This window comes from Neorhizobium sp. 05N33, from assembly GCF_056397445.1.
Genome location: NZ_JBFTNK010000002.1, coordinates 397,902 through 417,198, shown reverse-complemented (window position 1 = coordinate 417,198; position 19,297 = coordinate 397,902). Strand labels below are relative to the sequence as shown.

Here is a 19,297-nt window from a genome sequence, read left to right as displayed (position 1 = left end):
TCAGCCGAGCATCGTCACCGGCTCGGCATGCAGATATTCCGCCACCTTGCGTTTCGCGGCGATATTGCGCCAGACGGCGTCCACCTCGTCCGGCGTCAGCCCGGCGGCGTCGCCGACCTCTTCCCGCGTTATGCTGTTGTCGAGCCCGTAGAGGCAAAGATCCATGCGATCATAGGGAAGCGAGAAATAATACTCGTCCTGGCCCTGCGGCAGCGACCACGTGTCCGTCGTCGGCGGGCGGCGGCGGATGTCGGCGGGCACGCCGAGGGCTTCGGCAAGCTGATAGACCTGGCTCTTGTAGAGATGCGCGATCGGCTTGAAGTCTGCCGCGCCATCGCCGTTCTTCACGAAGAAGCCCTGGTCGTATTCGAGGCGGTTCGGCGTGCCGGCGACGGCAAAGTTCAGCCGGTCGGCATGATAATACTCGATCTGCTTGCGGGTGCGCTGTTTCATGTTGGCGGCCGCGATCATGCCGAGATAGACCTCGAGCGGCATGCGATGGCGGCTCTGCTCGCCAGCCGGATTGGCGACCACCAACCAGGAAATATTGTAGCCGCGGCCGGTCAGCGCATTTTCCAGCACCACCTTACAGCCCCAGCCTTCGGAAAATTCCGGGACGATCTGGCGAATGAAGCCGTCGCGGCGGGTATAGCAGCCGGCCGCGGCAAGCGCCGGACCGATATCTTCGAGAACCGTTTCGACTCCGACCGCTTCCGCCAGCGCCTTGCCGAGCTTCAGGCTGTCCGGATCGGAATCATGTTCCGGCATGAAGATGCCCGCCACCTTGCCCGGACCGAGCGCGCGGGCGCAAAGGGCCGCGGTGACGCTGGAATCGATGCCGCCGGACAAGCCCAGCACCGCGCCGCGTTTGCGTAAATCCTTCAGCACCGTCTCCCGGAGCCAGCCGCAGATGCGTTCGATCTCGGCCTCCGCATCGAGCTTTAGCGTCTCGGCCGAGAATTTCTCCGCCCTCTGGGCCTGCTTCAGGCTCTGGATCATGCGACATTCCCCCGTGTGACTGTGTTTGTTTCATCCGCGCCGAGCCGGATCTTGCCGGTCGTCGTGCGCGGCAGTGCCTCGCGGAACTCGACGCTTTTCGGTACCATGTAATCTTCAAGCAACTGAGCGCAGTGGCGGATGACTTCCCGCTCGGTAAACGTCACGCCGTCCTCCACCACCACATAGGCGCGAACGACCTGGCCGAAGATCGGATCGTCGATGCCGCCAACCGCAGCTTCCTTGATGCCGGGCAGCGCATAGAGCGCGCGCTCGACTTCCTGCGGGCTGACCTTCTCGCCGCGTGTCTTGATGATGTCGTCGCGCCGGCTGATGAAATAGAGAAAGCCGTCCGCATCCGCCTGGAAGAGATCTCCGGTGTGCAGCCGCCTACCGCCCGCAACCGGCGAAAGTGCCCTTACCGAGGTCAGGCCGTTGCCCCAGTAACCGGACATCACATGCGGCCCCTCGACGACAAGTTCACCGATCGTGCCCGGAGGGGCGGGATGTCCGTCCTCGTCGATCACGAAAGCGCTGGTGCCGGGAATGGCGCGGCCGACCGAAAGCGGCCTGCGGGAAACCTCTTCAGGCGGCAGGTAGGTGGCGCGCAGGCATTCCGTCTGGCCGTACATCAGGAAAAGCCGGGTGTCGGGAAAAAGCTGCTGCAGCCGTTCGGCAATGGCCGGCGGCATGGCTGCGGCGGCGCTGGTGATGGTGCGCAGATGTGGCAGGAAACCCGGCTCCAGATCCTTCATGCCGGTAATCAGGGCGGCCATCGGCGGCACGAGCGGGAAACCTGTGGCCTTTACCTCTGCCAGCCGTTCGAGGATTTTCCGTGGGAAGGCGAAGCTCTTTTCGAGAACCAGCGTGCCGCCGGCCATCACCATCGTCACCACCTGCGTGATGCCGTAGCCGAAGGACAGCGGCAGGACGCTGAGCACGACGTCCTCGGACGTATTGCCGAGATAGGCAACAATCGCTTCGCAGGCCGCCTCGACATTGGCATGGGTCAGCATCACGCCCTTCGGCTGGCCGGTGGAGCCCGAAGTGTGGAGCAGCAGCGCCAACGTTTCGGTGTTTTCGAATTTCCCGAGCGGAACCGAAACCTCGCCGCGGACCAGATCTTCGAACCGCAATCCATGACCGAGATCGTCGCCGGCATCCGCCTGGGCGACGATCGTCAGCGGCTGCATCTTCGCCATGGCAATGGCCGCATCCACGGTTGCCCGCTGACGGGCATGGGTGATGACCGCGGAAGCCTCGGTGTTGGTGAGAATGACAGAGAGCTTTTCCGCCTTGATCGACGGATAAAGCGGGCAGGGCACGGCGCCCGCCTTCCAGAGACCAAAGAAACTGACGACCGCTTCATGGCCGTTGTCCAGCACCATCAGCATCCGGTCGCCGGGCTTGACGCCCCTGCGGGCAAGGCTTGCGGCGAGCCGGTTGGATGAGGCATCCAGTTCCGCATAGGTCAGCCGGGTGTCGCCCGCAATGAGCGCGCATTTGTCGCCGAAACGTCTGGCGCTGTCGCGGAGCCGGGCCTCTATGCGCATCGGCGCAGCCTCAGGCCGCTGCCAGCTTGGTCGTGAGGTAGCTGGTCATGTTGTCGATGCTGTCGAGGTTTTCCGGAACGATTTCCTCGTCGGCGACGGTGATGCCGTAGGTCTGCTCCAGAAAGGCGATCAGTTCGAGCACGCCGGTGGAATCGATCACGCCGCTTTCGAGCAGCGACTGGTTGTTCGAAACCTCTGCGTCGGCGCGGAACAGGAAGTTTTCCGCGATGAATTCGCGCACGCTATTTTCGAATGCTTTCGCCATCGCCGGCCCTCTCCACAAACAAATTTGCCGCGCGGATGAGGCGCGGTCGGTTGGATAGGCATCTTCCGAGCTATCCCTGAATGTTTTGCTAAAGTCGAAAATACGTTTCTAACAATGTGTCGTTTATGGGCGAATTCATCTCCAGGCCGCATTCCGAGCGTGTCACCTCAGAGCGCGTTGGACGGCGAGCCCTTTTCGAAGTTCTCGACATGGGTGATGACCTGTGCCCAGAGCGTCTGCATCGCCTCGTCGCTCGCCCAGGCCACATGCGGGGTGAGGATGAAGTTCGGCCGTTCCAGGATCGTCAGCAGCGGATTGTCCGGTGCCGGCGGTTCCTTGGTCAGCACGTCGAAACCGGCGCCGCCGATCAGGCCCTCGTCCAGCGCGGTCACCAGATCGGCCTCGTTCACCAGCCCGCCGCGGGCGGTATTGATGATCAGCGGATGCCGTTTCATCTTTCGGAATTCGGGCAGGCTGATGAGGTTGCGGGTCGCCGGCGTCAGCGGCATGTGGAAGGTGATGATATCAGACGTTTCCAGCACCTCGTCGAAAGCCGTGTAGCCGGGCTCGACCTTTTCCGCATCTTTCCGGGCCGCGAAAATGACCTTCATGCCGAACGCCTCGGCGATCTTCGCCACCGACCTGCCGAGCGTGCCGCGGCCAAAAATGCCGAGCGTCGAACCGGCCAGATCCTTGATCGGGTGGTTGAAGAAGCAGAACTGGTTGGCGCGCTGCCATTCGCCGGCGATCACGTCCTGGCGGAAACCGACGATCGAGCGGCGGAGCGCGAAGATCAGGCCGAACGTATGCTCCGGCACGGTGTTGACCGCGTAACCGCGCACGTTGGAGACGGTGATGCCGCGCTCCTTGGCGAAGGCCAGATCGATCACGTCATAACCCGTGGCAGCGACCGCGATCATCTTCAGCCTCGAGGCATTGGCGATCGATTGCTCGCGCACCGGCGCCTTGTTGGTGATGACGATATCGGCATCCGCGATACGGGAAGCCACGTCCTCCAGCGCCGTCTTGCCGTACTCTACCCATTCGTGAGCGAACGCGGGCCGGGTGATCGTCACCGAAGGGCCGATCGTGTCGCGGTCCAAAAACACGACCTTCATCGCGAAAATTCCTGCATGATTTGAAACTCCTCCCAATCGAACCATGGCGGCCGAAGCGCTGGCCGCAATGGATTTCTCGTATATCATCCCGCCCGCCGACCGGAAGGCAAAAGTGCGGAGAATGGCATGGGTGAAGTGTTGACGCTCGATTGCGTCGTCATCGGCGGCGGCGTGGTGGGGCTGGCGGTGGCCCGCGAACTGGCAATCGCCGGGCGCGAGGTCGTGCTCCTGGAAGCCGAGCCGATGACCGGCAGCATCACCTCTTCCCGCAACAGCGAAGTCATCCACGCCGGGCTTTATTACCCGACCGGTAGCCTCAAGGCCGAACTCTGCGTCGCCGGCAAGGAGAAGCTCTACGATTACTGCCGCGGCCGGCATATTCCGTACAAGCGATGCGGCAAGCTGGTGGTCGCCTCGAACGAGGCCGAAGTCGCCTATCTCGAAAAGCTGCTGAAGCAGGCGCAAGCCAATGGCGTCAACGATTGCCGGCTGATCGACGGCGCCGAACTTGCCCGCCTCGAGCCGCAGATCACGGGCTTTGCAGCACTCGTCTCCCCATCGACCGGCATCATCGACAGCCACAGCCTGATGGAAGCCTATATCGCCGATATCGAAGCGCATGGCGGCAGCGTCGTGCTCAACTCGCCCGTCCTTGGCGGCGAGCTTCTATCCGATACAGCGCGGCTTTCGGTCGGCGGCCGCGATCCCGTGGAGATCGCGGCGAAACTGGTGGTGAATTCGGCTGGCTTAAGCGCCTGGGCGATCTCCGAAGGCATGATCGGCCTCGACAGGAGAACTATCCCTGAGCGCCACTACGCAAAAGGCTGTTACTTCTCATTGACCGGCCGCGCGCCGACGGAGCGGCTGATCTACCCGGTGCCGGAGACGGGCGGGCTCGGCATCCACCTGACGCTCGATCTCGCCGGCCAGGCGCGGTTCGGCCCGGATGTCGAATGGGTCGAGGCGATCGACTACGACGTCGATCCCCGCCGCGCTGACAAGTTCTATGGGGCGATCCGCCGCTACTGGCCAAATCTGCCGGACGGCGCCCTGCAGCCTGCCTATTCGGGCATGCGGCCAAAAGTACTCGGCCCGAACGGGGGAGGGGCCGGCGACTTTATCATTCAGGGACCTGAAACCACCGGCCACCCGGCCTATGCCGCGCTTTACGGCATCGAAAGCCCTGGCCTCACCGCCTCCATGGCGATCGCGGAGAGGGTTAAGAGCTTGAGCTTGGGTTGAGGTAGAAGTCCGAAGGCCCCCTCATCCGCCTGCCGGCACCTTCTCCCCGCCGGGGAGAAGAGATATGCCGCGCCGTCTCCGGACCTCTTTGCCTCAGTTGTTTGGGTGCGCAGGCGCCGCCGCTTATCCTCTCCCCTCGGGGAGAGGTCCGGCCGAGCAAAGCGGAGGCGGGTGAGGGGGAGACACTTGCTCGGCTTCACTAATGAGGGGTTCTCAAAACGCCGCGCGCCTGTCATGTTTGGCGAGACGGGTAAGCAGATAGTCAACTTCGGCCTTGGCGGTCGCGGAGAGCATCTGCGCCGGTTTGCGCTGCGCATCCGAGGTGATGACGCCGCGCCGTTTCAGCACGTGTTTGCGGATCGCCAGACCGATGCCGGCCTGCTGCTCGTAGCGGATCAATGGCAGATGCGCATCGAACAGGTCATGCGCCTCCTCGCGTTTGCCGGCGGCAAACAGGCCGATCAGTTCCGTCAGCATGTCGGGGAAACCGTAGCCGGTCATCGCGCCGTCGGCGCCGCGTTCCGGTTCGAAATCGAGGAACATGCCGCCATTGCCGCAGAGGATCGAGAAGGCGCGCAGTTCGCCTGCCTTCTGCATGGCGCGCAGCTTCGACACCTTTTCCAGCCCCGGCCAGTCCTCGTGCTTCAGCATCAGGCAGGACGGGTGGTTGGTAATGATCCTGGCGATCACGCCCGGCGACATGACGACGGTCAGCGTCAGCGGATAATCCTGCAGCACCCACGGCACGTCGTCGCCGACCGCTTCGACGGCGCCGGCGAAATAGTTGACGATCTGGTCGTCGGTGCGCAGCGCAGGCGTCGGGGCGATCATCACGCCGGCAGCGCCCATGTCCATCGCATCGCGCGCCAGCGACCGCATCCCCGCAAAGCCCGGCGCCGAGACGCCGACGATGATCGGAACTTTGGCGCGAGAGACGACACGTTTGATGATGGCGCGGCTCTCGTCCGGCTCCATCTTCGGCGCTTCGCCCATGATCCCGAGAATGGTGATGCCGGTGCAGCCGCTCTGCTCATAAAAGTCCGTCAACCGATCGATCGAGGCAAAATCGATCGAGCCGTCTTCGAAGAATGGCGTGGTGGCGATGGCGTAGACGCCTTTGGTCTCGATCCCGAAAGTCATTATTGCGTGTCCTTCCAGGCCTGGTAGCGGGCTTTCGTTTCTGCATTCATCGGATAGAGGCCGGGCAGCGGCACGCCGCGGTCCACTTCGGTCATGATCCAGCCTTCCATGCGCTCCTGTTCCGGCGCCTCGGCGACAACCGCGTCGAGCAGCTTGGCGGGGATCAGCACCGCGCCGTCCTCATCAACCACGACGATATCGTCCGGGAAAACGGCGACACCTCCGCAGGAGATTGGCTCCTGCCAGCCAACGAACGTGAGGCCGGCGACGGAGGGTGGAGCGGCGATGCCGTCGCACCAGACCTTCATGCCGCTGCCGAGCACGCCTTCGGCATCACGCATCACGCCGTCGGTCACAAGCGCCGCCACACCGCGCTTCGCCATCCGCGAGCAGAGAATATCGCCGAAAATGCCGGCATCGGTAACGCCGAGCGCGTCAGCCACCGCAATACAGCCTTCCGGCATCGCTTCGATCGCCGCCCGGGTGGAGATCGGCGACGCCCAGCTTTCCGGCGTCGCCAGATCCTCGCGGGCGGGCACGAAACGCAGCGTGAAAGCCGGCCCGACCACGCGGCCCTGGCCCGGCCTCAGCGGCTTAGTGCCGCGCATCCAGACATTGCGCAGGCCCTTCTTCAAAAGCACCGTGGTCAGCGTGGCGGTGGAGACGCCCTTCAGCGTCTCGATGATCTTGGGGTCCAGCGGCATGAATTCTCCTTGGGATTTTTGAATGCCGCCTTCGCAGACGGCGGGCGATATTCGGTCGCGACTTCTCGTTCGTCAAGGAACTAACGCCCCTGTCGTCATTGACACGACCGCCGTCTGTCGAGGTATAACGTCTTTCAACACTGACATATTGGAGGATGAGACAGTGCTTTTTCCAACGACACTCGTCGGCAGTTATCCGCAGCCGGAATGGCTGATCGACCGCGCCAAGCTCGCGGGCCGTTTCCCGCCCCGCGTCCGCGCCAGAGAGCTCTGGCGCATCCCCCAGGAATACCTCGCAGAAGCGCAGAACGACGCGACGATCATGGCGATTAAAGCGCAGGAGGAGGCGGGCCTCGACATCATCACAGATGGCGAAATCCGCCGCGAGAGCTATTCCAACCGCTTTGCGACCGCGCTCGAAGGCGTTGATCTCGACAATCCGGGCTCGGCGCTCGATCGTTCCGGCCACCCGAACCCCGTTCCGCGCATTACCGGCAAGATCCGCCGCAGACATGCGGTCGAGGCTGAGGACGTGAAATTCCTGCGCAGCCACACGGACCGCAAGATCAAGATCACCGTGCCCGGCCCCTTCACCATGTCGCAGCAGGCCCAGAACGATTTCTACAAGTCGGAAGAAGAAGCCGCCTACGACTACGCCGACGCGGTAAACGCCGAGATCCGGGATCTCTTCGCCGCCGGCGCGGATGTGGTGCAGATCGATGAACCCTACATGCAGGCCCGGCCGCAGAAGGCGGAACAGTATGGTCTCGCGGCGCTCAACCGCGCGCTCGACGGCGTCCAGGGCACGACCGCCGTGCATATCTGCTTCGGTTATGCGGCGATCATCCATGAGCGGCCGTCAGGCTATTCCTTCCTGACCCAGCTTTCGGGCTGCTCCTGCCATCAGGTGTCGCTCGAAACCGCGCAGTCGAACCTCGATTGCTCGACGCTGACCGGCCTTTCCGGCAAGACGCTGATGCTCGGCGTCATCGACCTGTCGGACATGAATATCGAGACTCCGGAAATTGTCGCTGCCCGCATCCGGCGGGCGCTGCCTTACGTCGAGGCGAAGAACATCATCGTCGCGCCCGATTGCGGCATGAAATACCTGCCCCGCGAAGTGGCCTTCGGCAAGATGAAGGCGATGGTCGAGGGTGCCAAGATCATGCGCCGGGAACTCGGCGAGGCTGCCTGATCTTCCAATTGAGTGCGTGGATAACAGGGGCGATTGCCACGGCAATCGCCCTTTTGTTTTGCGGCCTCGGCGCTGGGTACACGCGATACGACAATATGTATCCCAAACATCTAAAAATACCGCCATAAGCGACTTGCAAACCGCATATTGTATCCCAAATAAAATAGATGTATACTCTGCGTCAGAGGATTTTCGGTTTGTGGCCGGGGCAATCTGCCCCACACAACAAGGCTGGTCCGATAGGAAGATCATGACGACCCTTGTTCTCATACCCGGGCTTGTATCGGACGCCATCGTCTGGGCGCCCTTGGCCGAAGCGGCGTCTGGCGTCCTGCCGGTTCATCACGCCGATCTCTCCGACGGCACATCGATCACCGGAATGGCTCGAACGCTTCTCGACGAGACGGATGGCGAAGTCATCGCCGTCGGCCACTCGATGGGCGGACGTGTCGCCCTGGAAATGGCTCGCATGGCGCCCGATCGGGTTCGCGGTCTTGTGCTGGCCAATACGGGGCATCATCCAAAGCGCGAAGGCGAGGAAATCAAGCGTCAGCAGATGATCGATCTCGGCAACCGCAGCATTGAGGACCTGGCGCAGCAATGGCTGCCGCCGATGCTCGATCCGGCCCGGGTGGGTGACAAGGACCTGATCGGACGCCTCCACGCCATGGTCCTCAGGGCAGGCTCGCAGGTTCATGAGCGCCACATTCGCGCCCTCATCGGCCGCCCGGACGCCAGCGCCTATATCGCCGATCTCCGCTGCCCGATCCTGCTTGTCGCCGCTCGCCAGGATGGCTGGAGCCCGATCGCCCAGCACCAGGAAATCGCCGACGCAGCGCCGGATGCCGAGCTCGTCATCATCGAAAATGCCGGGCATTTCGCCCCCGTCGAACGCCCCGTGGAAACCACCGCCGCCATCACCGAATGGCTGGCGCGCAGATTTGGAGAATCCCAATGAGTGAAGCAGCAGCTACGATACCGGATACCCCGCTCTTCGACCGGGCAGGCTCGATCCGCGGCTACCGGATCAACAAGATGGCGATGGCACTTGGCCAGCCCGCCAACCGCGCAGCCTTCAAGGCTGATGAAGAGGCCTATCTCGACAGTTTCGGCCTGAGCCCCCATGAAAAGTCGGCGGTCATGGCCCGCGACTGGCACGAGATGGTGCGCCTTGGCGGCAATCTCTTCTTCATCTTGAAGATTTCCGCGGTCGATCCGACCCCGATCACCAGGATCGGTGCGGCGCAGGCCAGCATGGAACACGAAGACTTCCTGCATATGAGACTGGGAAAAAAGCGCAATGGCTAAGATCATCGGTGGGCTCGGGACAAGCCACGTTCCCTCGATTGGTGCTGCGCTCGACAAGGGACTGCGCGACACGCCGGATTGGAAGCCGTTCTTCGATGGCTATGAAGTCGGCAAGCAGTGGATGCGGGACGCCAAGCCGGATATCGCCGTCGTCGTCTTCAACGATCACGGCAATACCTTCTTCCTCGACCGCGTGCCGACCTTCGCTGTCGGCGTCGCCGAGACCTACAATCCGGTCGACGAAGGCTGGGGACCGCGCGCCATTCCGGCATTCGAAGGGGCAGTCGATTTCTCCTGGCATTTCGTCGACAAGCTGGTCGAGCGTCATTTCGACCCGATGGTCTGCCGCGAGATCGAGGTGGATCATGGCCTGCAGGTGCCGATGGAACTGTTTTTCGGCCGGCCGGAAGCCTGGCCGGTGAAGGTACTGCCGATCTGGGTCAACACCATCCAGTATCCGATCCCCACCCCGCAACGCTGCTGGGAAATGGGCAAGGTCCTGCGCGAAGCGATCGAGAGTTGGCCGGGCGACGAACGCGTCGTCATTCTCGGCACCGGTGGCCTGTCGCATCAGCTTCAGGGCGCCCGCGCCGGCTTCATCAACCAGACGGCCGACCGCGCCTGGCTGGACGGCATCGCCAGCAATCCGGAACCCTATCGCGCCATGAGCCGCGAAGACTATGTGGAACAATTCGGCTCCGAAGGCGCCGAGCTGATCATGTGGCTCGTCATGCGCGCCGCGATGAACAGCGACGTCAACCTTATCCACAAGCACTACCACGCCCCGGCCTCGATGACCGGCGCCGGCATGGTCGTGCTGGAAAATGCGGCCTGATCCGATGTTTTTCCTGATGCGCTGCCTGCACCATGAAGGCCAGGATGCCGCCCGCGATACCCATCGCCTGTCGCATCGGGCCTGGGTCCAGTCGGGCGGAGAGGGCCTTGCTGCGGTCCTGATCGGTTCGGCGCTTGTCGACGAGAGCGGTTCGTCGCTCGGCAATTTCGGCGTCCTGGAGGCCGCGAGCCTCGAAGAGGCGCAGGCTTTTGCGCAAGGCGATCCCTTCAATCGCGCCGGGATCGTTTCGGCGATCGAGCTGACGCAGCTGCCGGACACGTTCCAGGCGGCCCGGATCAGCGATCCGATGACCCCGCGAAAGAACGGCTGATCGCATTTAGGCCAATAAAAAAGCCCGCCATCCGGCCAGGATGGCGGGCTTTTCGTCATGTCGTTCAGTCTCCGATCGTCTCATGGGCATCCGCCTTGCCCTCGGCCCAGTATCCGGCAGCCTTGATCCAGGCGAGCGGATATCCGCGCTTTTCGACCAGATAGGCGCGAGCGGCACGGGCGACCGAGGCCTCGGCGGCGACCCAGATGAAGGTCTCGGGCTCAAGCGCAATCGTATCGAGTACGGAGATCAGCCCGGAGGCGTCCGTGGCGCGGGAAAGAGGGCGGTGCACCCAGAGCGTCTCCAGCGACGCTCGCGTCTCGAAGACCTGTTCCTCTTCAGGCCCAACGACCAGCCCGATACTCGTGATCACGGCGTCGCCGCCGGCTTCTTCGATACGGCGACCCATGGCGGGAAGCGCGGTCTCGTCGCCGATCAGCAGCCAGCGTTTCACGCCCGAGATGACGGCCGACCCACGCGGACCGCCGATCGACAACGTGCTGCCCGGTCCGGCATCCAGCGCCCATCGCGTGGCAGGACCGGCATCGTGGACGGCGAAATCGAGCACCAGGGACTTGGCCCCCTGATCGTAGCGACGAGGCGTATAATCGCGGCGCTCCGGTTCACCGGCAGCTGTCGGCAGAAATATCTTGACGTGGTCGTCCGGCGCAGCGCTGACGAAATCCGAAAGATCCTCGCTGGTCAGTGTGATGCGCAGCATCTGCGGCGTGATGCGCTCGACGGTTTCGACCGTCAGTACACGACGCTTGAGTTCGTGACGGATGCGCTCGATCTTGGGGGCGGAGGAAATCTGGTCTTGGGTCGTAAAGTCGTTCATCTAAGTCCTTTCAGGGGATGTCGATACCGACCTGCCGGACACAGCCGCGCAGACCGAAACCGGCAATGCCCGATCGATCAGCGCGTTGAGTGACGTTAACGCTTACGTGCGAGGCCTTGCGGCACTCGCAGTGTGAACTTTAGGTAGGCTGGCAAAGTCCGGACGACAAGGGATGGCGAGCGCCAACTCCCGTAATTTTGCCAACGGGAAACTGTAAGCAACAGCAGTCGGATAGTTGTCGCATTCAAAGCGATGGCCTCGACATCCACCTTCCCCGCACCAGATAACTCCAGTCGTTCAGCCTTTGTGAAGGACTGGCGGCCAATGTGCTGCGATCCCTGGGCGATTCGCCCGACAGTATGGAGATGGCATGACGCTGCTGCAATTCCCCGCCGATCGGCGCACCGCTGACGTAAAACGCTGCGCTGAGGCGCTTCTGCGGCTTCACGGCGAACAAGCGAACCGTTTCTGGCGATCGGAAATGGCCGGTTTTGCGGCAGCTCTTAAAGCCCAGGGCGTAGCAGACGAGGAAATCTCCCGCCAGGCCGGTCTCTTTATGCACGCCGTCCAGATCCAGCTCCAGAGCGATTGCCTCGGCGACGAAACCAGCCTTGTGGCAGGTTAAACCCGCGCCGGCCTTTGCGCGGAGATGTCGGCGACGCAGGCGCTATGGAACAATTGGAGATAAGTGGTGCCGCTTGCAGGCACAGGAATCGAATATCACTACTTATCATTGTGTATCAAGTTACTCCAGAGGCCTTGTAACGCCGGCATCTTCCTTGTTTGTTCTCGTATCATCCGCTATCGTCCACAACCAGTGAATCTCACCTTCAAAGGTGGATAGAAAGGTGGATGGATGGGGCGGGAATTGAACAAGCTGACAGCCCTCGGCATCAAGAATTCTGGTCCGGGCAAGTACGCTGACGGCGGCGGTCTGTGGCTTCAGAAACGCGGGGACGGCGGCGGTCAGTGGGTGCTACGAGTCACCGTCCACGGCCGGCGCCGCGAGATGGGCCTCGGCTCGTCATCAGAGATTACTCTGAAAGAGATCCGTGATGAAGCCGCAAAATGGCGAGCTGTCGCACGGCAAAACCTCGACCCGATCAAAGAACGGGATCGGCTCCGGCGAGAAGCGGCTCGCAATCTTCATCTTCTAAAGGAGATCGCGGAAGACGCCTTCGAGAGCCGCAAGGCCGAACTGAAAGGCGACGGCGTTGCAGGCCGCTGGTTCAGCCCGCTTGAGCTGCACATCCTTCCGAAGCTAGGCAAGATCCCGATCGCCGACATCAACCAGACCGATATCCGTGATGCGTTGGCGCCTATCTGGCACAGCAAGGCGGAGACGGCGAAGAAGGCTATCAACCGGCTCGGCATCTGTTTCAAGCATGCCGCGGCTCTCGGGCTCGATGTTGATATTCAGGCGACCGACAAGGCTCGCGCCCTCCTGGGTCGCCAGCGGCATAAGGCGGGCAACATTCCCGCCATGCCATGGCCTGAGGTTCCGGCCTTTTACCTTTCCCTCAGTGACGGCACGGTTACGCACCTGGCGCTGAAGCTCCTGATCCTTACGGGCGTCCGCTCGGGCCCTCTTCGGTTCATTCGTGAGGAGCAGATCGACGGCGATGTCTGGACCGTACCGGGCGAGGCCATGAAGGGCCGCAAGGACAAGACGCCTGACTTCCGAGTGCCGCTGTCCGACGAGGCGCTGGAGGTTATCGAGCAGGCTCGCCCGCTTGCACGTGACGGGTACCTTTTCCCCAGCGTTAATCAAGGCGTCGTTTCCGATATGACAATGAGCCGATTGATGGAAAGAGCCAAGCTCGCGGCTCGCCCGCACGGCTTCCGATCGAGCCTCCGCGACTGGATCGCGGAAACGACGGACACTCCTCACGATATAGCGGAAACAGCTCTCGGGCACGTCGTCGGCGGGACTGTCGAACGCGCCTACAGACGAACCGATTTCTTGGAACAGCGTCGCAAGCTGATGGCGCGATGGGCACAGCACGTCACCGGCCAAGGCGGTCAAGTGCTGCAATTGATGAAAGGCTAATGCATGCTATCGATTGAAGGATATGATTCGCTTCAGTTCGTTTGGAAAACCGCACTCGGCACAATTCGTAATAAACTCAAAGATGAGCGCGCGCTTCGGGTTGCAGCGGCAGAGGAAAGAGGTGAAAAGCGGCCCGCTTTTTCCCATATGCTATCCAACGTGGAATTCGCTGCAGAATTCTTGATTTATGACATCATTGCCCGTCTGAAGATCGCAGGAAAAGGCAGTGCATGCGTGTTGCGTCCGGATGGCGTACATCTACATCTGCCTCCGGCAGTTTTTCTTCCCCGGGCCTCATTAAGCGGAGACTCCGGCTATTTCGCCGCACGGGAACAGGCTTTTCTGGAGGCGGGCCTACTCGACGACGAATTGGTCTTTGGGGTCAAGTCTCTGTCGATGCCTTATTGGCCGGTTCTGTTTGTAAACGAACCTCTGTTCAAAATGCGTAGCATGTCCATGCGGGGTCTGCCACGCGAGGTGGATAAGTTTATCGCGATCGTGGATCTTGAAAATGGATGCTTTGATTTCACCCGCCTCAAAGCGTACTGGGAAAGCATCGACTTGTTTAAACGAGGTACGCAATTGATTGAGACAGCTGGCATTGAGCCATCTATGTCCATCGTTGACCTTGTCAGCCGCGAAGAACAAAGAAGTGGCAATCTTCGGCCGCTTTTACCATTTGACGGTTGCTCGATAATATTGCCGAAGGAATGGATGAGTATGTTATTTGGCGACTCTTCCGCGCCCGCAGTGCCGATAAGGGAAAGGAACGGCGAGGACACTTCGTATCACCGCATTCTGTCAATCATTCAGGCAGAGGAGACAATCAAGAAGCCCCTAATCAAAGATAGGGCGGCGACAGAACTGGGTATGGCCGGTAGAGAATTCGAGCGCGTTTGGGCTGATATCGATTTCGACCATCCGGAGCTCCAACTAAGTCGTCCTGGCCCCAAACCTAAGCGAAGAGCGAATTGAATTCGAATTCGTAGCAGGAATAGGGCTAGATGTCGGTGTCCGTTCCCCGCATCCTTTCATCTGGGACCTTGAGATCGAGCTTGCGATCGGCTGATAAGGGCGCAATTGGCGCAATGATTTCGATAATCGTGCCGTCTATTTTCAACGAAAAAAATTAGCAATGATTCAGCCCGTATCAACAAATCACGGGCTGAACACATGCAAATCAACGACCCTCTTCTTACGAAAAAAGAAGCTGCAGCGATCCTCGATGTAAGTATCCCGACGTTCTACCGTCGCGTTGCTGACGGCATCGTGCCGAAGCCGATCAAGATCGGTACGCTTTCCAAGTGGCCGCAGTCCGAAATTCTTGGCGTCATCGAATCTGCCAAGGCCGCACGGGACGCCTGATCATGATCGCGAGCGACGAAGAGCAGCAGGCCGCTTTCCAGCGGTACGCAGAGGCAAGCCGTAAGGCGCAACTAACATTGTCATTTGACGACGGTCGGGCTGCCGCTGAGGCGTGGATAGGGTTTCTCAACGCCTACCTGCCGGAAGGTCGGCGATTGCCAGATCGGCGCATTGCAGGCGGAAACGTGTCCGTCTTCCCCGCGCACAAGACAAGCTCCCCAGGACGTCACGTATGACGAAGGGGAAGGCGAGACATGTCGATTTCTACTTTGACGAATACATTGCTGGTGTCGCCGGCTCGCTTAATGCTGAAGAGCAGGGGGCTTATTGGATGGTTTGCAGCCTGATCATGTCCGAAGGCGGGCCGATCGAAAACGACCCGCGCCGGCTCGCCATGCTATGCTGTGTCCGTCCTGCGGACATCAAGCGACTGATAGAAAAGCTCATCGGCAAGGGCAAGATCCGTGTCCAAAGTGATGGCAAACTGTGCCAGAACCGTGCCCAAAGTGAAGTCGAAAAGTCCCTGAACCGCATTCAAAGTGCGTCCGAACGTGGTTCGAAGGGTGGTCGACCGAATCGAAAAGCCGAGGAAAATCAACAACCCGACAAAGCTACGGGTTCTTTTCCGCAAAACCTAACCACCAACCACCAACCACCAACCAGCAACCTAGAAGTAAAAGAAGAACCTAGCGGTTCTTCCAAAAAGCGCGCTTCTCGCCTCGCTGCTGACTGGACCCCTCCGCCGGAGTGGATTGACGAGGCAGTCGGAAAAGGCATGCCGCGGATCACCGCACTGTCGGAAGCCGAGCGGATGAAAAACTGGTCGTTGTCGACTAGGAGCGGCGCCAAGCTCGATTGGCTGGCGACCTGGCGGAATTGGTACAGTGACAAGATCGAAGCGCCGATGCCGAAGATCAAAACGGCCGCGACTGAGAAGGCGCGCCTCTTTGGGCGGATGTGACCATGACTGACACCTTCGCCGCCCTTGCTGAACATCATATCCGGCTGCGTGACGTAAAGCCGGGAAACCACAAGACGCTATGCCCGAACTGCTCATCTTCGAGGCGGAAGAAGAACGATCCCTGCCTTTCGGTGACGGTCAAAGCGGATGGAAGCGCAGTTTGGAACTGCCACCACTGCAACTTCACGGGCGGTGCCGGCGGACAGGATTATCGGCCAGTCCGCGAGCGCCGGACCTATCGAAAGCCGCAGCGTGAAGCCGCGCCGCAACGGCCTGATACCCTTCATGCCTGGTTCGAGAAGCGGGGGATATCTCGCGACACGGTAACCGGGTTCGGCATCTACAAAAGCCGCCAATGGTTTCCGCAGAGCGAGAAAGAGGAGGACTGCATCGCCTTCCCGTATGAGTGGGACGGCGAGCTCCGAAACGTAAAGTACCGGACTGCGAACAAGATGTTTCGGCAGGAAAAGGAGCCGGAACCGGTTTTCTTCAACGCCGATACCATCGGCGCCGGAGAGGACTTGATCATCTGCGAAGGCGAGATCGACGTGATGTCGATGGCTGAAGCCGGCTTTCATCACATCGTCTCGCTGCCGAACGGAGCGCCATCAGGACCGGAGACGAGCGAGAAGCGCTATGAGCCTTTCGGGACGCACTGGGAGCTGATCCTGAAGGTTCGGCGCGTGCTGATCGCTTCGGACATGGATGGTCCTGGCGAGACGCTGGCGCAGGAAATCGCGAGACGGGTCGGCAAGGACCGAAGCTATCGGGTCAGGATGCCGGCCGGCTGCAAGGACGCAAACGAATGCCTCGTTCAGCATGGCGCCGAAGCGCTAAGGGCGTGCGTCCAGAACGCCGAACCATGGCCGATCGAAGGCCTCCATGACATCGAAGACTTCGCGCTCGACGTGCACGATCTCTACAACGGCAATGGACCAAAGCCACTGTCGACTGGCTTCGCGGAGATGGACAAGGCGTTCAGGTACATCCCTGGCCAGTTCATCGCCGTCACCGGCATTCCGAACCATGGCAAGTCCCGTTGGGTCGATCAGGTAGCGGTGCAGACGGCCAGGTTGCGCAACGAAAAGTGGGGGTTCTTCTCGCCTGAGACGGGCGAGGCAAACCACATTGCCGATCTCTGCGAGATCTGGTGCGGGCAACCATTTTTCGAAGGGCCAACGCCGCGCATGTCGGAAGCGGAAATGATGACGGCCATGGCTTGGCTGAACGAGCGGATATTCCTGCTCGGAGCCGTTGACCACACGCCGTCGATCGACTGGTTGCTGGAGCGAGCTCGAGCGGCGGTTCTGCGCTACGGCGTGACGAACATCGTCATCGATCCGTACAACGAGATCGAGGCCTCTCGCCCTGACAAGCTGACCGAGACCGAGTTCATCTCGCAGCTCATCTCCAAGTGCAAGCTGTTCGCCAAGCTCCACGGCTGCACGATCTGGATGATTATCCATCCCACGAAGCTCAAGGCCCAGGGCGAAGGCAAGGAGCCTATTCCGGGCCTGTATGACCTCGCGGGAAGCGCTCACTGGCGCAACAAAGCAGATGCCGGGATCGTCGTTTATCGCGACTATGAGGAAGAGGTCACCTTCGTCATATCGAAGAAGATCAGGCGCCAGCCGATGTGCGGCCGGCCCGGCTCGGTTTCCCTGCAGTTCATTGGCGCCGACCGTCGCTTCGAGGCGGTGCCGGACAGTTTCAAAACCCTTGGTTCAGACGAGAGATAGCGGAGAAATCATGGCGGAAGTTATCAAATTCCCTGGTGGCCCGAAGCCGGTGCCGTATTGGTGTGGCAAGCCGATGAAGGCAGCCAAACCAACGCCGAAACGCGGGCAGCCAAAGCTGGTCCATGATGTCGCCGAAATCTATTCGGCAATCCCTGCCGACCTCGACCGCGCGCAGGCGGCGTTCGTCTACGCCACGACCGTGCTGCAGTTCTCCCGCCAGATACTCCGTGAGCTGTCGAGCTGCGACCTAGGAACCCTCAGCCTTATGGTCGAGGCCGCCGGCGAAGCTGGGAGATCCCCTGATCTGGATGAGATCGACATCCTCCTCGACATGGTCAACGACGAGCTTGAGCGTCGGGACGGAGATACAGTGGCATGAAGGCATTCGACGCCGGACGCCACCCCTGGTTTGTGGCCCAGATCGTTTCAAGAGAAGAACGCGACGTGATCGCCGACATGGAACGGATCTGCCGTGTCAACGGAATTGAAATCCGGACCTATGCGCCGTATGGCCGGCGAGAGGTGAAAAATCATCGAACGCATCGGTACCAGGTGAGAGAGTTCGCGGTCTTCCCAGGCTATGTCTTTGTCTCGCTGAGTGGCGGTCGGTTAGACGTGATCCGAGACTGCATCGTTCGCTACCTTGGCGGCGACGGTCCGCTTGCCATTCTTCCCGCTGAGATTCAGGAGATCTATAACGCTGAGGTCAACGGTGATTTTGACGATATGCGCCAGAGCAAAAAGGATCGTCTACAGAAGCTTGAGGAAAAATTTCCCGTTGGAGCCGAACTCCGCGTCGTGGATGGTTGTTTCATTGGTCTGAGCGCCGTCGTCAAGCAAGTCACCGGGCTCGGTAGGATCGCTGCCTTGGTAGAGCTTTTCGGAAGAAAGACGCCTGTGGAATTCGAGAGGAAGCAGCTGCAGGCCTCTTGAATGTTTTCCTATGATAAGGTAAATATTCCTCATCGCGATTTGAGGAGCGTCTGGCGGACGATGGAATACTCGCCGGCTCCATTGCCGGGTCGGTCGCGGCCCGAGCACCCCCTCCGAAACGTTGCTTTTTTTCTGGACTACCGTGCAAGCTGTTCAGCCATCGGTGGGCAGGGGGGTGGCAATAAGGTTAACTTGAAAAACCCTTAATTAAGTGCTTAATGAAACGAGGCTTCCAGCCCGGAACAATGTTAGTCACATAATGTTAAGGGACTGGTCGTATAAAAAAAGCGGCGGATTCGCACCCGCCGCTGTCATCGGAAGAGGGCCAAACTCAACCGAATGGCATATGGTCTACTACGACCTTTGTGATAATCGAGACGAAAGCCGGGGCGATGAAGGTGGAAATCACCCGAAAACGTTCCCGGCTTTTGTTCTTGAGGATCTCTGCGGCATCTTTCTCAAGATCCGCTTTGGTTTCCTCCAGGAAGGCTTCTCCATCCCCCTCCCGACCCCCCTTTCGAAGATAATCGAGATGCGTATCAAGCGCAGATAAGTATTGGAAACGCTTGACCGGATCATCGAAAACTTGGCGAGCGAGTGATCGGATATGGGGGGTGATACTGGTCACCATTGGTGGATCCTTTCCTACGGGCGATGCCCTTGTAGTTTTGAGTGTTACGTTCATTGATGCCTCCGTTGTTAACCCCGCGCGTTGGATGCTTCG

The 19,297-nt window shown here is 60.5% G+C and carries 22 protein-coding genes; 14 read left to right on the top strand and 8 right to left on the bottom strand.

What is annotated here, in order from left to right; translation table 11 throughout:
* From nadE to AC1DLT_RS06335, 4 genes are all read right to left on the bottom strand, one after another.
* The gene (nadE, locus tag AC1DLT_RS06350) at nt 1-999 is read right to left on the bottom strand and encodes an NAD(+) synthase (RefSeq protein ID WP_477486224.1); all 999 of its coding nucleotides are present in this window, start codon (nt 997-999) and stop codon (nt 1-3) included.
* Nucleotides 996-2,549 (bottom strand): class I adenylate-forming enzyme family protein, encoded by a 1,554-nt coding sequence (locus AC1DLT_RS06345; RefSeq protein WP_477486223.1) that lies wholly within the window; start codon nt 2,547-2,549, stop codon nt 996-998. The genes nadE and AC1DLT_RS06345 overlap by 4 nt, the downstream gene beginning before the upstream one ends.
* A 10-nt stretch (nt 2,550-2,559) precedes the next feature.
* Nucleotides 2,560-2,814, bottom strand: coding sequence for an acyl carrier protein (locus AC1DLT_RS06340; RefSeq protein WP_247136759.1), 255 nt, complete (start codon nt 2,812-2,814; stop codon nt 2,560-2,562).
* Between the two features lie 167 nt (nt 2,815-2,981).
* The gene (locus tag AC1DLT_RS06335) at nt 2,982-3,932 is read right to left on the bottom strand and encodes a D-2-hydroxyacid dehydrogenase (RefSeq protein WP_477486222.1); all 951 of its coding nucleotides are present in this window, start codon (nt 3,930-3,932) and stop codon (nt 2,982-2,984) included.
* Nucleotides 3,933-4,058: 126 nt separating this feature from the next.
* Here AC1DLT_RS06335 and AC1DLT_RS06330 point away from each other — a divergent pair, with 126 nt between their 5' ends.
* On the top strand, nt 4,059-5,174 hold the full coding sequence (locus AC1DLT_RS06330) for an NAD(P)/FAD-dependent oxidoreductase (protein WP_477486221.1): 1,116 nt from the start codon (nt 4,059-4,061) through the stop codon (nt 5,172-5,174).
* 213 nt (nt 5,175-5,387) lie between these two features.
* On the opposite strand, the gene AC1DLT_RS06325 is transcribed toward AC1DLT_RS06330, so the two are convergent.
* Together AC1DLT_RS06325 and AC1DLT_RS06320 are read right to left on the bottom strand one after the other, a co-directional pair.
* Nucleotides 5,388-6,314, bottom strand: coding sequence for a dihydrodipicolinate synthase family protein (locus tag AC1DLT_RS06325; RefSeq protein WP_477486220.1), 927 nt, complete (start codon nt 6,312-6,314; stop codon nt 5,388-5,390).
* The gene (locus AC1DLT_RS06320) at nt 6,314-7,018 is read right to left on the bottom strand and encodes a ribonuclease activity regulator RraA (RefSeq protein ID WP_477486219.1); all 705 of its coding nucleotides are present in this window, start codon (nt 7,016-7,018) and stop codon (nt 6,314-6,316) included. The genes AC1DLT_RS06325 and AC1DLT_RS06320 overlap by 1 nt, the downstream gene beginning before the upstream one ends.
* Nucleotides 7,019-7,181: 163 nt before the next feature.
* On the opposite strand from AC1DLT_RS06320, the gene AC1DLT_RS06315 reads away from it, so the two are divergent.
* The 5 genes from AC1DLT_RS06315 (at nt 7,182) to AC1DLT_RS06295 (ending at nt 10,687) form a co-directional block, all read left to right on the top strand.
* Nucleotides 7,182-8,213, top strand: a complete 1,032-nt coding sequence (locus tag AC1DLT_RS06315; RefSeq protein ID WP_477486218.1) for a uroporphyrinogen decarboxylase family protein — start codon at nt 7,182-7,184, stop codon at nt 8,211-8,213.
* Between the two features lie 250 nt (nt 8,214-8,463).
* Nucleotides 8,464-9,171: an alpha/beta fold hydrolase gene (locus tag AC1DLT_RS06310; protein ID WP_477486217.1), complete on the top strand. Its 708-nt coding sequence runs from the start codon at nt 8,464-8,466 to the stop codon at nt 9,169-9,171.
* Entirely contained in the window at nt 9,168-9,521 is a 354-nt protein-coding gene (locus AC1DLT_RS06305; RefSeq protein ID WP_477486216.1) for an extradiol ring-cleavage dioxygenase, read from the top strand. Before AC1DLT_RS06310 ends, AC1DLT_RS06305 begins: the two co-directional genes overlap by 4 nt.
* On the top strand, nt 9,514-10,356 hold the full coding sequence (locus tag AC1DLT_RS06300; RefSeq protein ID WP_477486215.1) for a class III extradiol dioxygenase family protein: 843 nt from the start codon (nt 9,514-9,516) through the stop codon (nt 10,354-10,356). The genes AC1DLT_RS06305 and AC1DLT_RS06300 overlap by 8 nt, the downstream gene beginning before the upstream one ends.
* The gene (locus tag AC1DLT_RS06295; RefSeq protein ID WP_477486214.1) at nt 10,346-10,687 is read left to right on the top strand and encodes a YciI family protein; all 342 of its coding nucleotides are present in this window, start codon (nt 10,346-10,348) and stop codon (nt 10,685-10,687) included. Before AC1DLT_RS06300 ends, AC1DLT_RS06295 begins: the two co-directional genes overlap by 11 nt.
* A 64-nt stretch (nt 10,688-10,751) precedes the next feature.
* Here the strand turns inward: AC1DLT_RS06295 and AC1DLT_RS06290 are convergent, their stop codons facing one another.
* Nucleotides 10,752-11,525 carry a siderophore-interacting protein gene (locus AC1DLT_RS06290; RefSeq protein ID WP_477486213.1) on the bottom strand — a complete coding sequence of 258 codons (774 nt, stop codon included), beginning with the start codon at nt 11,523-11,525 and terminating at the stop codon, nt 10,752-10,754.
* 370 nt (nt 11,526-11,895) lie between these two features.
* Between AC1DLT_RS06290 and AC1DLT_RS06285 the strand changes: the two genes are divergently transcribed.
* The 8 genes from AC1DLT_RS06285 to nusG all read left to right on the top strand — a co-directional run bounded on the left by AC1DLT_RS06285 (nt 11,896) and on the right by nusG (nt 18,573).
* Nucleotides 11,896-12,150 carry a DUF6074 family protein gene (locus tag AC1DLT_RS06285; protein ID WP_038539407.1) on the top strand — a complete coding sequence of 85 codons (255 nt, stop codon included), beginning with the start codon at nt 11,896-11,898 and terminating at the stop codon, nt 12,148-12,150.
* A 231-nt stretch (nt 12,151-12,381) separates the two neighbouring features.
* Entirely contained in the window at nt 12,382-13,575 is a 1,194-nt protein-coding gene (locus AC1DLT_RS06280; RefSeq protein ID WP_477486212.1) for a tyrosine-type recombinase/integrase, read from the top strand.
* A 3-nt stretch (nt 13,576-13,578) separates the two neighbouring features.
* Entirely contained in the window at nt 13,579-14,550 is a 972-nt protein-coding gene (locus tag AC1DLT_RS06275; protein ID WP_477486211.1) for a hypothetical protein, read from the top strand.
* A gap of 198 nt (nt 14,551-14,748) precedes the next feature.
* Complete coding sequence (locus AC1DLT_RS06270) at nt 14,749-14,940, top strand: helix-turn-helix transcriptional regulator (protein WP_477486210.1); 192 nt, start codon at nt 14,749-14,751, stop codon at nt 14,938-14,940.
* A gap of 232 nt (nt 14,941-15,172) precedes the next feature.
* Nucleotides 15,173-15,901 carry a DUF1376 domain-containing protein gene (locus AC1DLT_RS06265; RefSeq protein ID WP_477486209.1) on the top strand — a complete coding sequence of 243 codons (729 nt, stop codon included), beginning with the start codon at nt 15,173-15,175 and terminating at the stop codon, nt 15,899-15,901.
* Nucleotides 15,902-15,903: 2 nt separating this feature from the next.
* A complete protein-coding gene (locus AC1DLT_RS06260; protein WP_477486208.1) occupies nt 15,904-17,640 on the top strand; it encodes a bifunctional DNA primase/helicase in 1,737 nt (578 codons plus the stop codon).
* 10 nt (nt 17,641-17,650) lie between these two features.
* Complete coding sequence (locus AC1DLT_RS06255; protein WP_477486207.1) at nt 17,651-18,019, top strand: hypothetical protein; 369 nt, start codon at nt 17,651-17,653, stop codon at nt 18,017-18,019.
* Complete coding sequence (gene nusG / locus AC1DLT_RS06250; protein WP_477486206.1) at nt 18,016-18,573, top strand: transcription termination/antitermination protein NusG; 558 nt, start codon at nt 18,016-18,018, stop codon at nt 18,571-18,573. The genes AC1DLT_RS06255 and nusG overlap by 4 nt, the downstream gene beginning before the upstream one ends.
* A 331-nt stretch (nt 18,574-18,904) precedes the next feature.
* On the opposite strand, the gene AC1DLT_RS06245 is transcribed toward nusG, so the two are convergent.
* Entirely contained in the window at nt 18,905-19,258 is a 354-nt protein-coding gene (locus AC1DLT_RS06245; RefSeq protein ID WP_477486205.1) for a hypothetical protein, read from the bottom strand.
* Nucleotides 19,259-19,297 lie beyond the last annotated feature (39 nt).

Bases quoted from the DNA above. Each gene is read 5' to 3' on its own strand.
- AC1DLT_RS06275 (WP_477486211.1), top strand. From the start codon at position 13,579: ATGCTATCGATTGAAGGATATGATTCGCTTCAGTTCGTTTGGAAAACC.
- AC1DLT_RS06245 (WP_477486205.1), bottom strand. From the start codon at position 19,258: ATGAACGTAACACTCAAAACTACAAGGGCATCGCCCGTAGGAAAGGAT.
- nusG (WP_477486206.1), top strand. From the start codon at position 18,016: ATGAAGGCATTCGACGCCGGACGCCACCCCTGGTTTGTGGCCCAGATC.
- AC1DLT_RS06305 (WP_477486216.1), top strand. From the start codon at position 9,168: ATGAGTGAAGCAGCAGCTACGATACCGGATACCCCGCTCTTCGACCGG.
- AC1DLT_RS06290 (WP_477486213.1), bottom strand. From the start codon at position 11,525: ATGAACGACTTTACGACCCAAGACCAGATTTCCTCCGCCCCCAAGATC.
- AC1DLT_RS06255 (WP_477486207.1), top strand. From the start codon at position 17,651: ATGGCGGAAGTTATCAAATTCCCTGGTGGCCCGAAGCCGGTGCCGTAT.
- AC1DLT_RS06340 (WP_247136759.1), bottom strand. From the start codon at position 2,814: ATGGCGAAAGCATTCGAAAATAGCGTGCGCGAATTCATCGCGGAAAAC.
- AC1DLT_RS06300 (WP_477486215.1), top strand. From the start codon at position 9,514: ATGGCTAAGATCATCGGTGGGCTCGGGACAAGCCACGTTCCCTCGATT.
- nadE (WP_477486224.1), bottom strand. From the start codon at position 999: ATGATCCAGAGCCTGAAGCAGGCCCAGAGGGCGGAGAAATTCTCGGCC.
- AC1DLT_RS06335 (WP_477486222.1), bottom strand. From the start codon at position 3,932: ATGAAGGTCGTGTTTTTGGACCGCGACACGATCGGCCCTTCGGTGACG.
- AC1DLT_RS06330 (WP_477486221.1), top strand. From the start codon at position 4,059: ATGGGTGAAGTGTTGACGCTCGATTGCGTCGTCATCGGCGGCGGCGTG.
- AC1DLT_RS06260 (WP_477486208.1), top strand. From the start codon at position 15,904: ATGACTGACACCTTCGCCGCCCTTGCTGAACATCATATCCGGCTGCGT.
- AC1DLT_RS06270 (WP_477486210.1), top strand. From the start codon at position 14,749: ATGCAAATCAACGACCCTCTTCTTACGAAAAAAGAAGCTGCAGCGATC.
- AC1DLT_RS06345 (WP_477486223.1), bottom strand. From the start codon at position 2,549: ATGCGCATAGAGGCCCGGCTCCGCGACAGCGCCAGACGTTTCGGCGAC.
- AC1DLT_RS06285 (WP_038539407.1), top strand. From the start codon at position 11,896: ATGACGCTGCTGCAATTCCCCGCCGATCGGCGCACCGCTGACGTAAAA.
- AC1DLT_RS06280 (WP_477486212.1), top strand. From the start codon at position 12,382: ATGGGGCGGGAATTGAACAAGCTGACAGCCCTCGGCATCAAGAATTCT.
- AC1DLT_RS06310 (WP_477486217.1), top strand. From the start codon at position 8,464: ATGACGACCCTTGTTCTCATACCCGGGCTTGTATCGGACGCCATCGTC.
- AC1DLT_RS06265 (WP_477486209.1), top strand. From the start codon at position 15,173: ATGACGAAGGGGAAGGCGAGACATGTCGATTTCTACTTTGACGAATAC.
- AC1DLT_RS06295 (WP_477486214.1), top strand. From the start codon at position 10,346: ATGCGGCCTGATCCGATGTTTTTCCTGATGCGCTGCCTGCACCATGAA.
- AC1DLT_RS06320 (WP_477486219.1), bottom strand. From the start codon at position 7,018: ATGCCGCTGGACCCCAAGATCATCGAGACGCTGAAGGGCGTCTCCACC.
- AC1DLT_RS06325 (WP_477486220.1), bottom strand. From the start codon at position 6,314: ATGACTTTCGGGATCGAGACCAAAGGCGTCTACGCCATCGCCACCACG.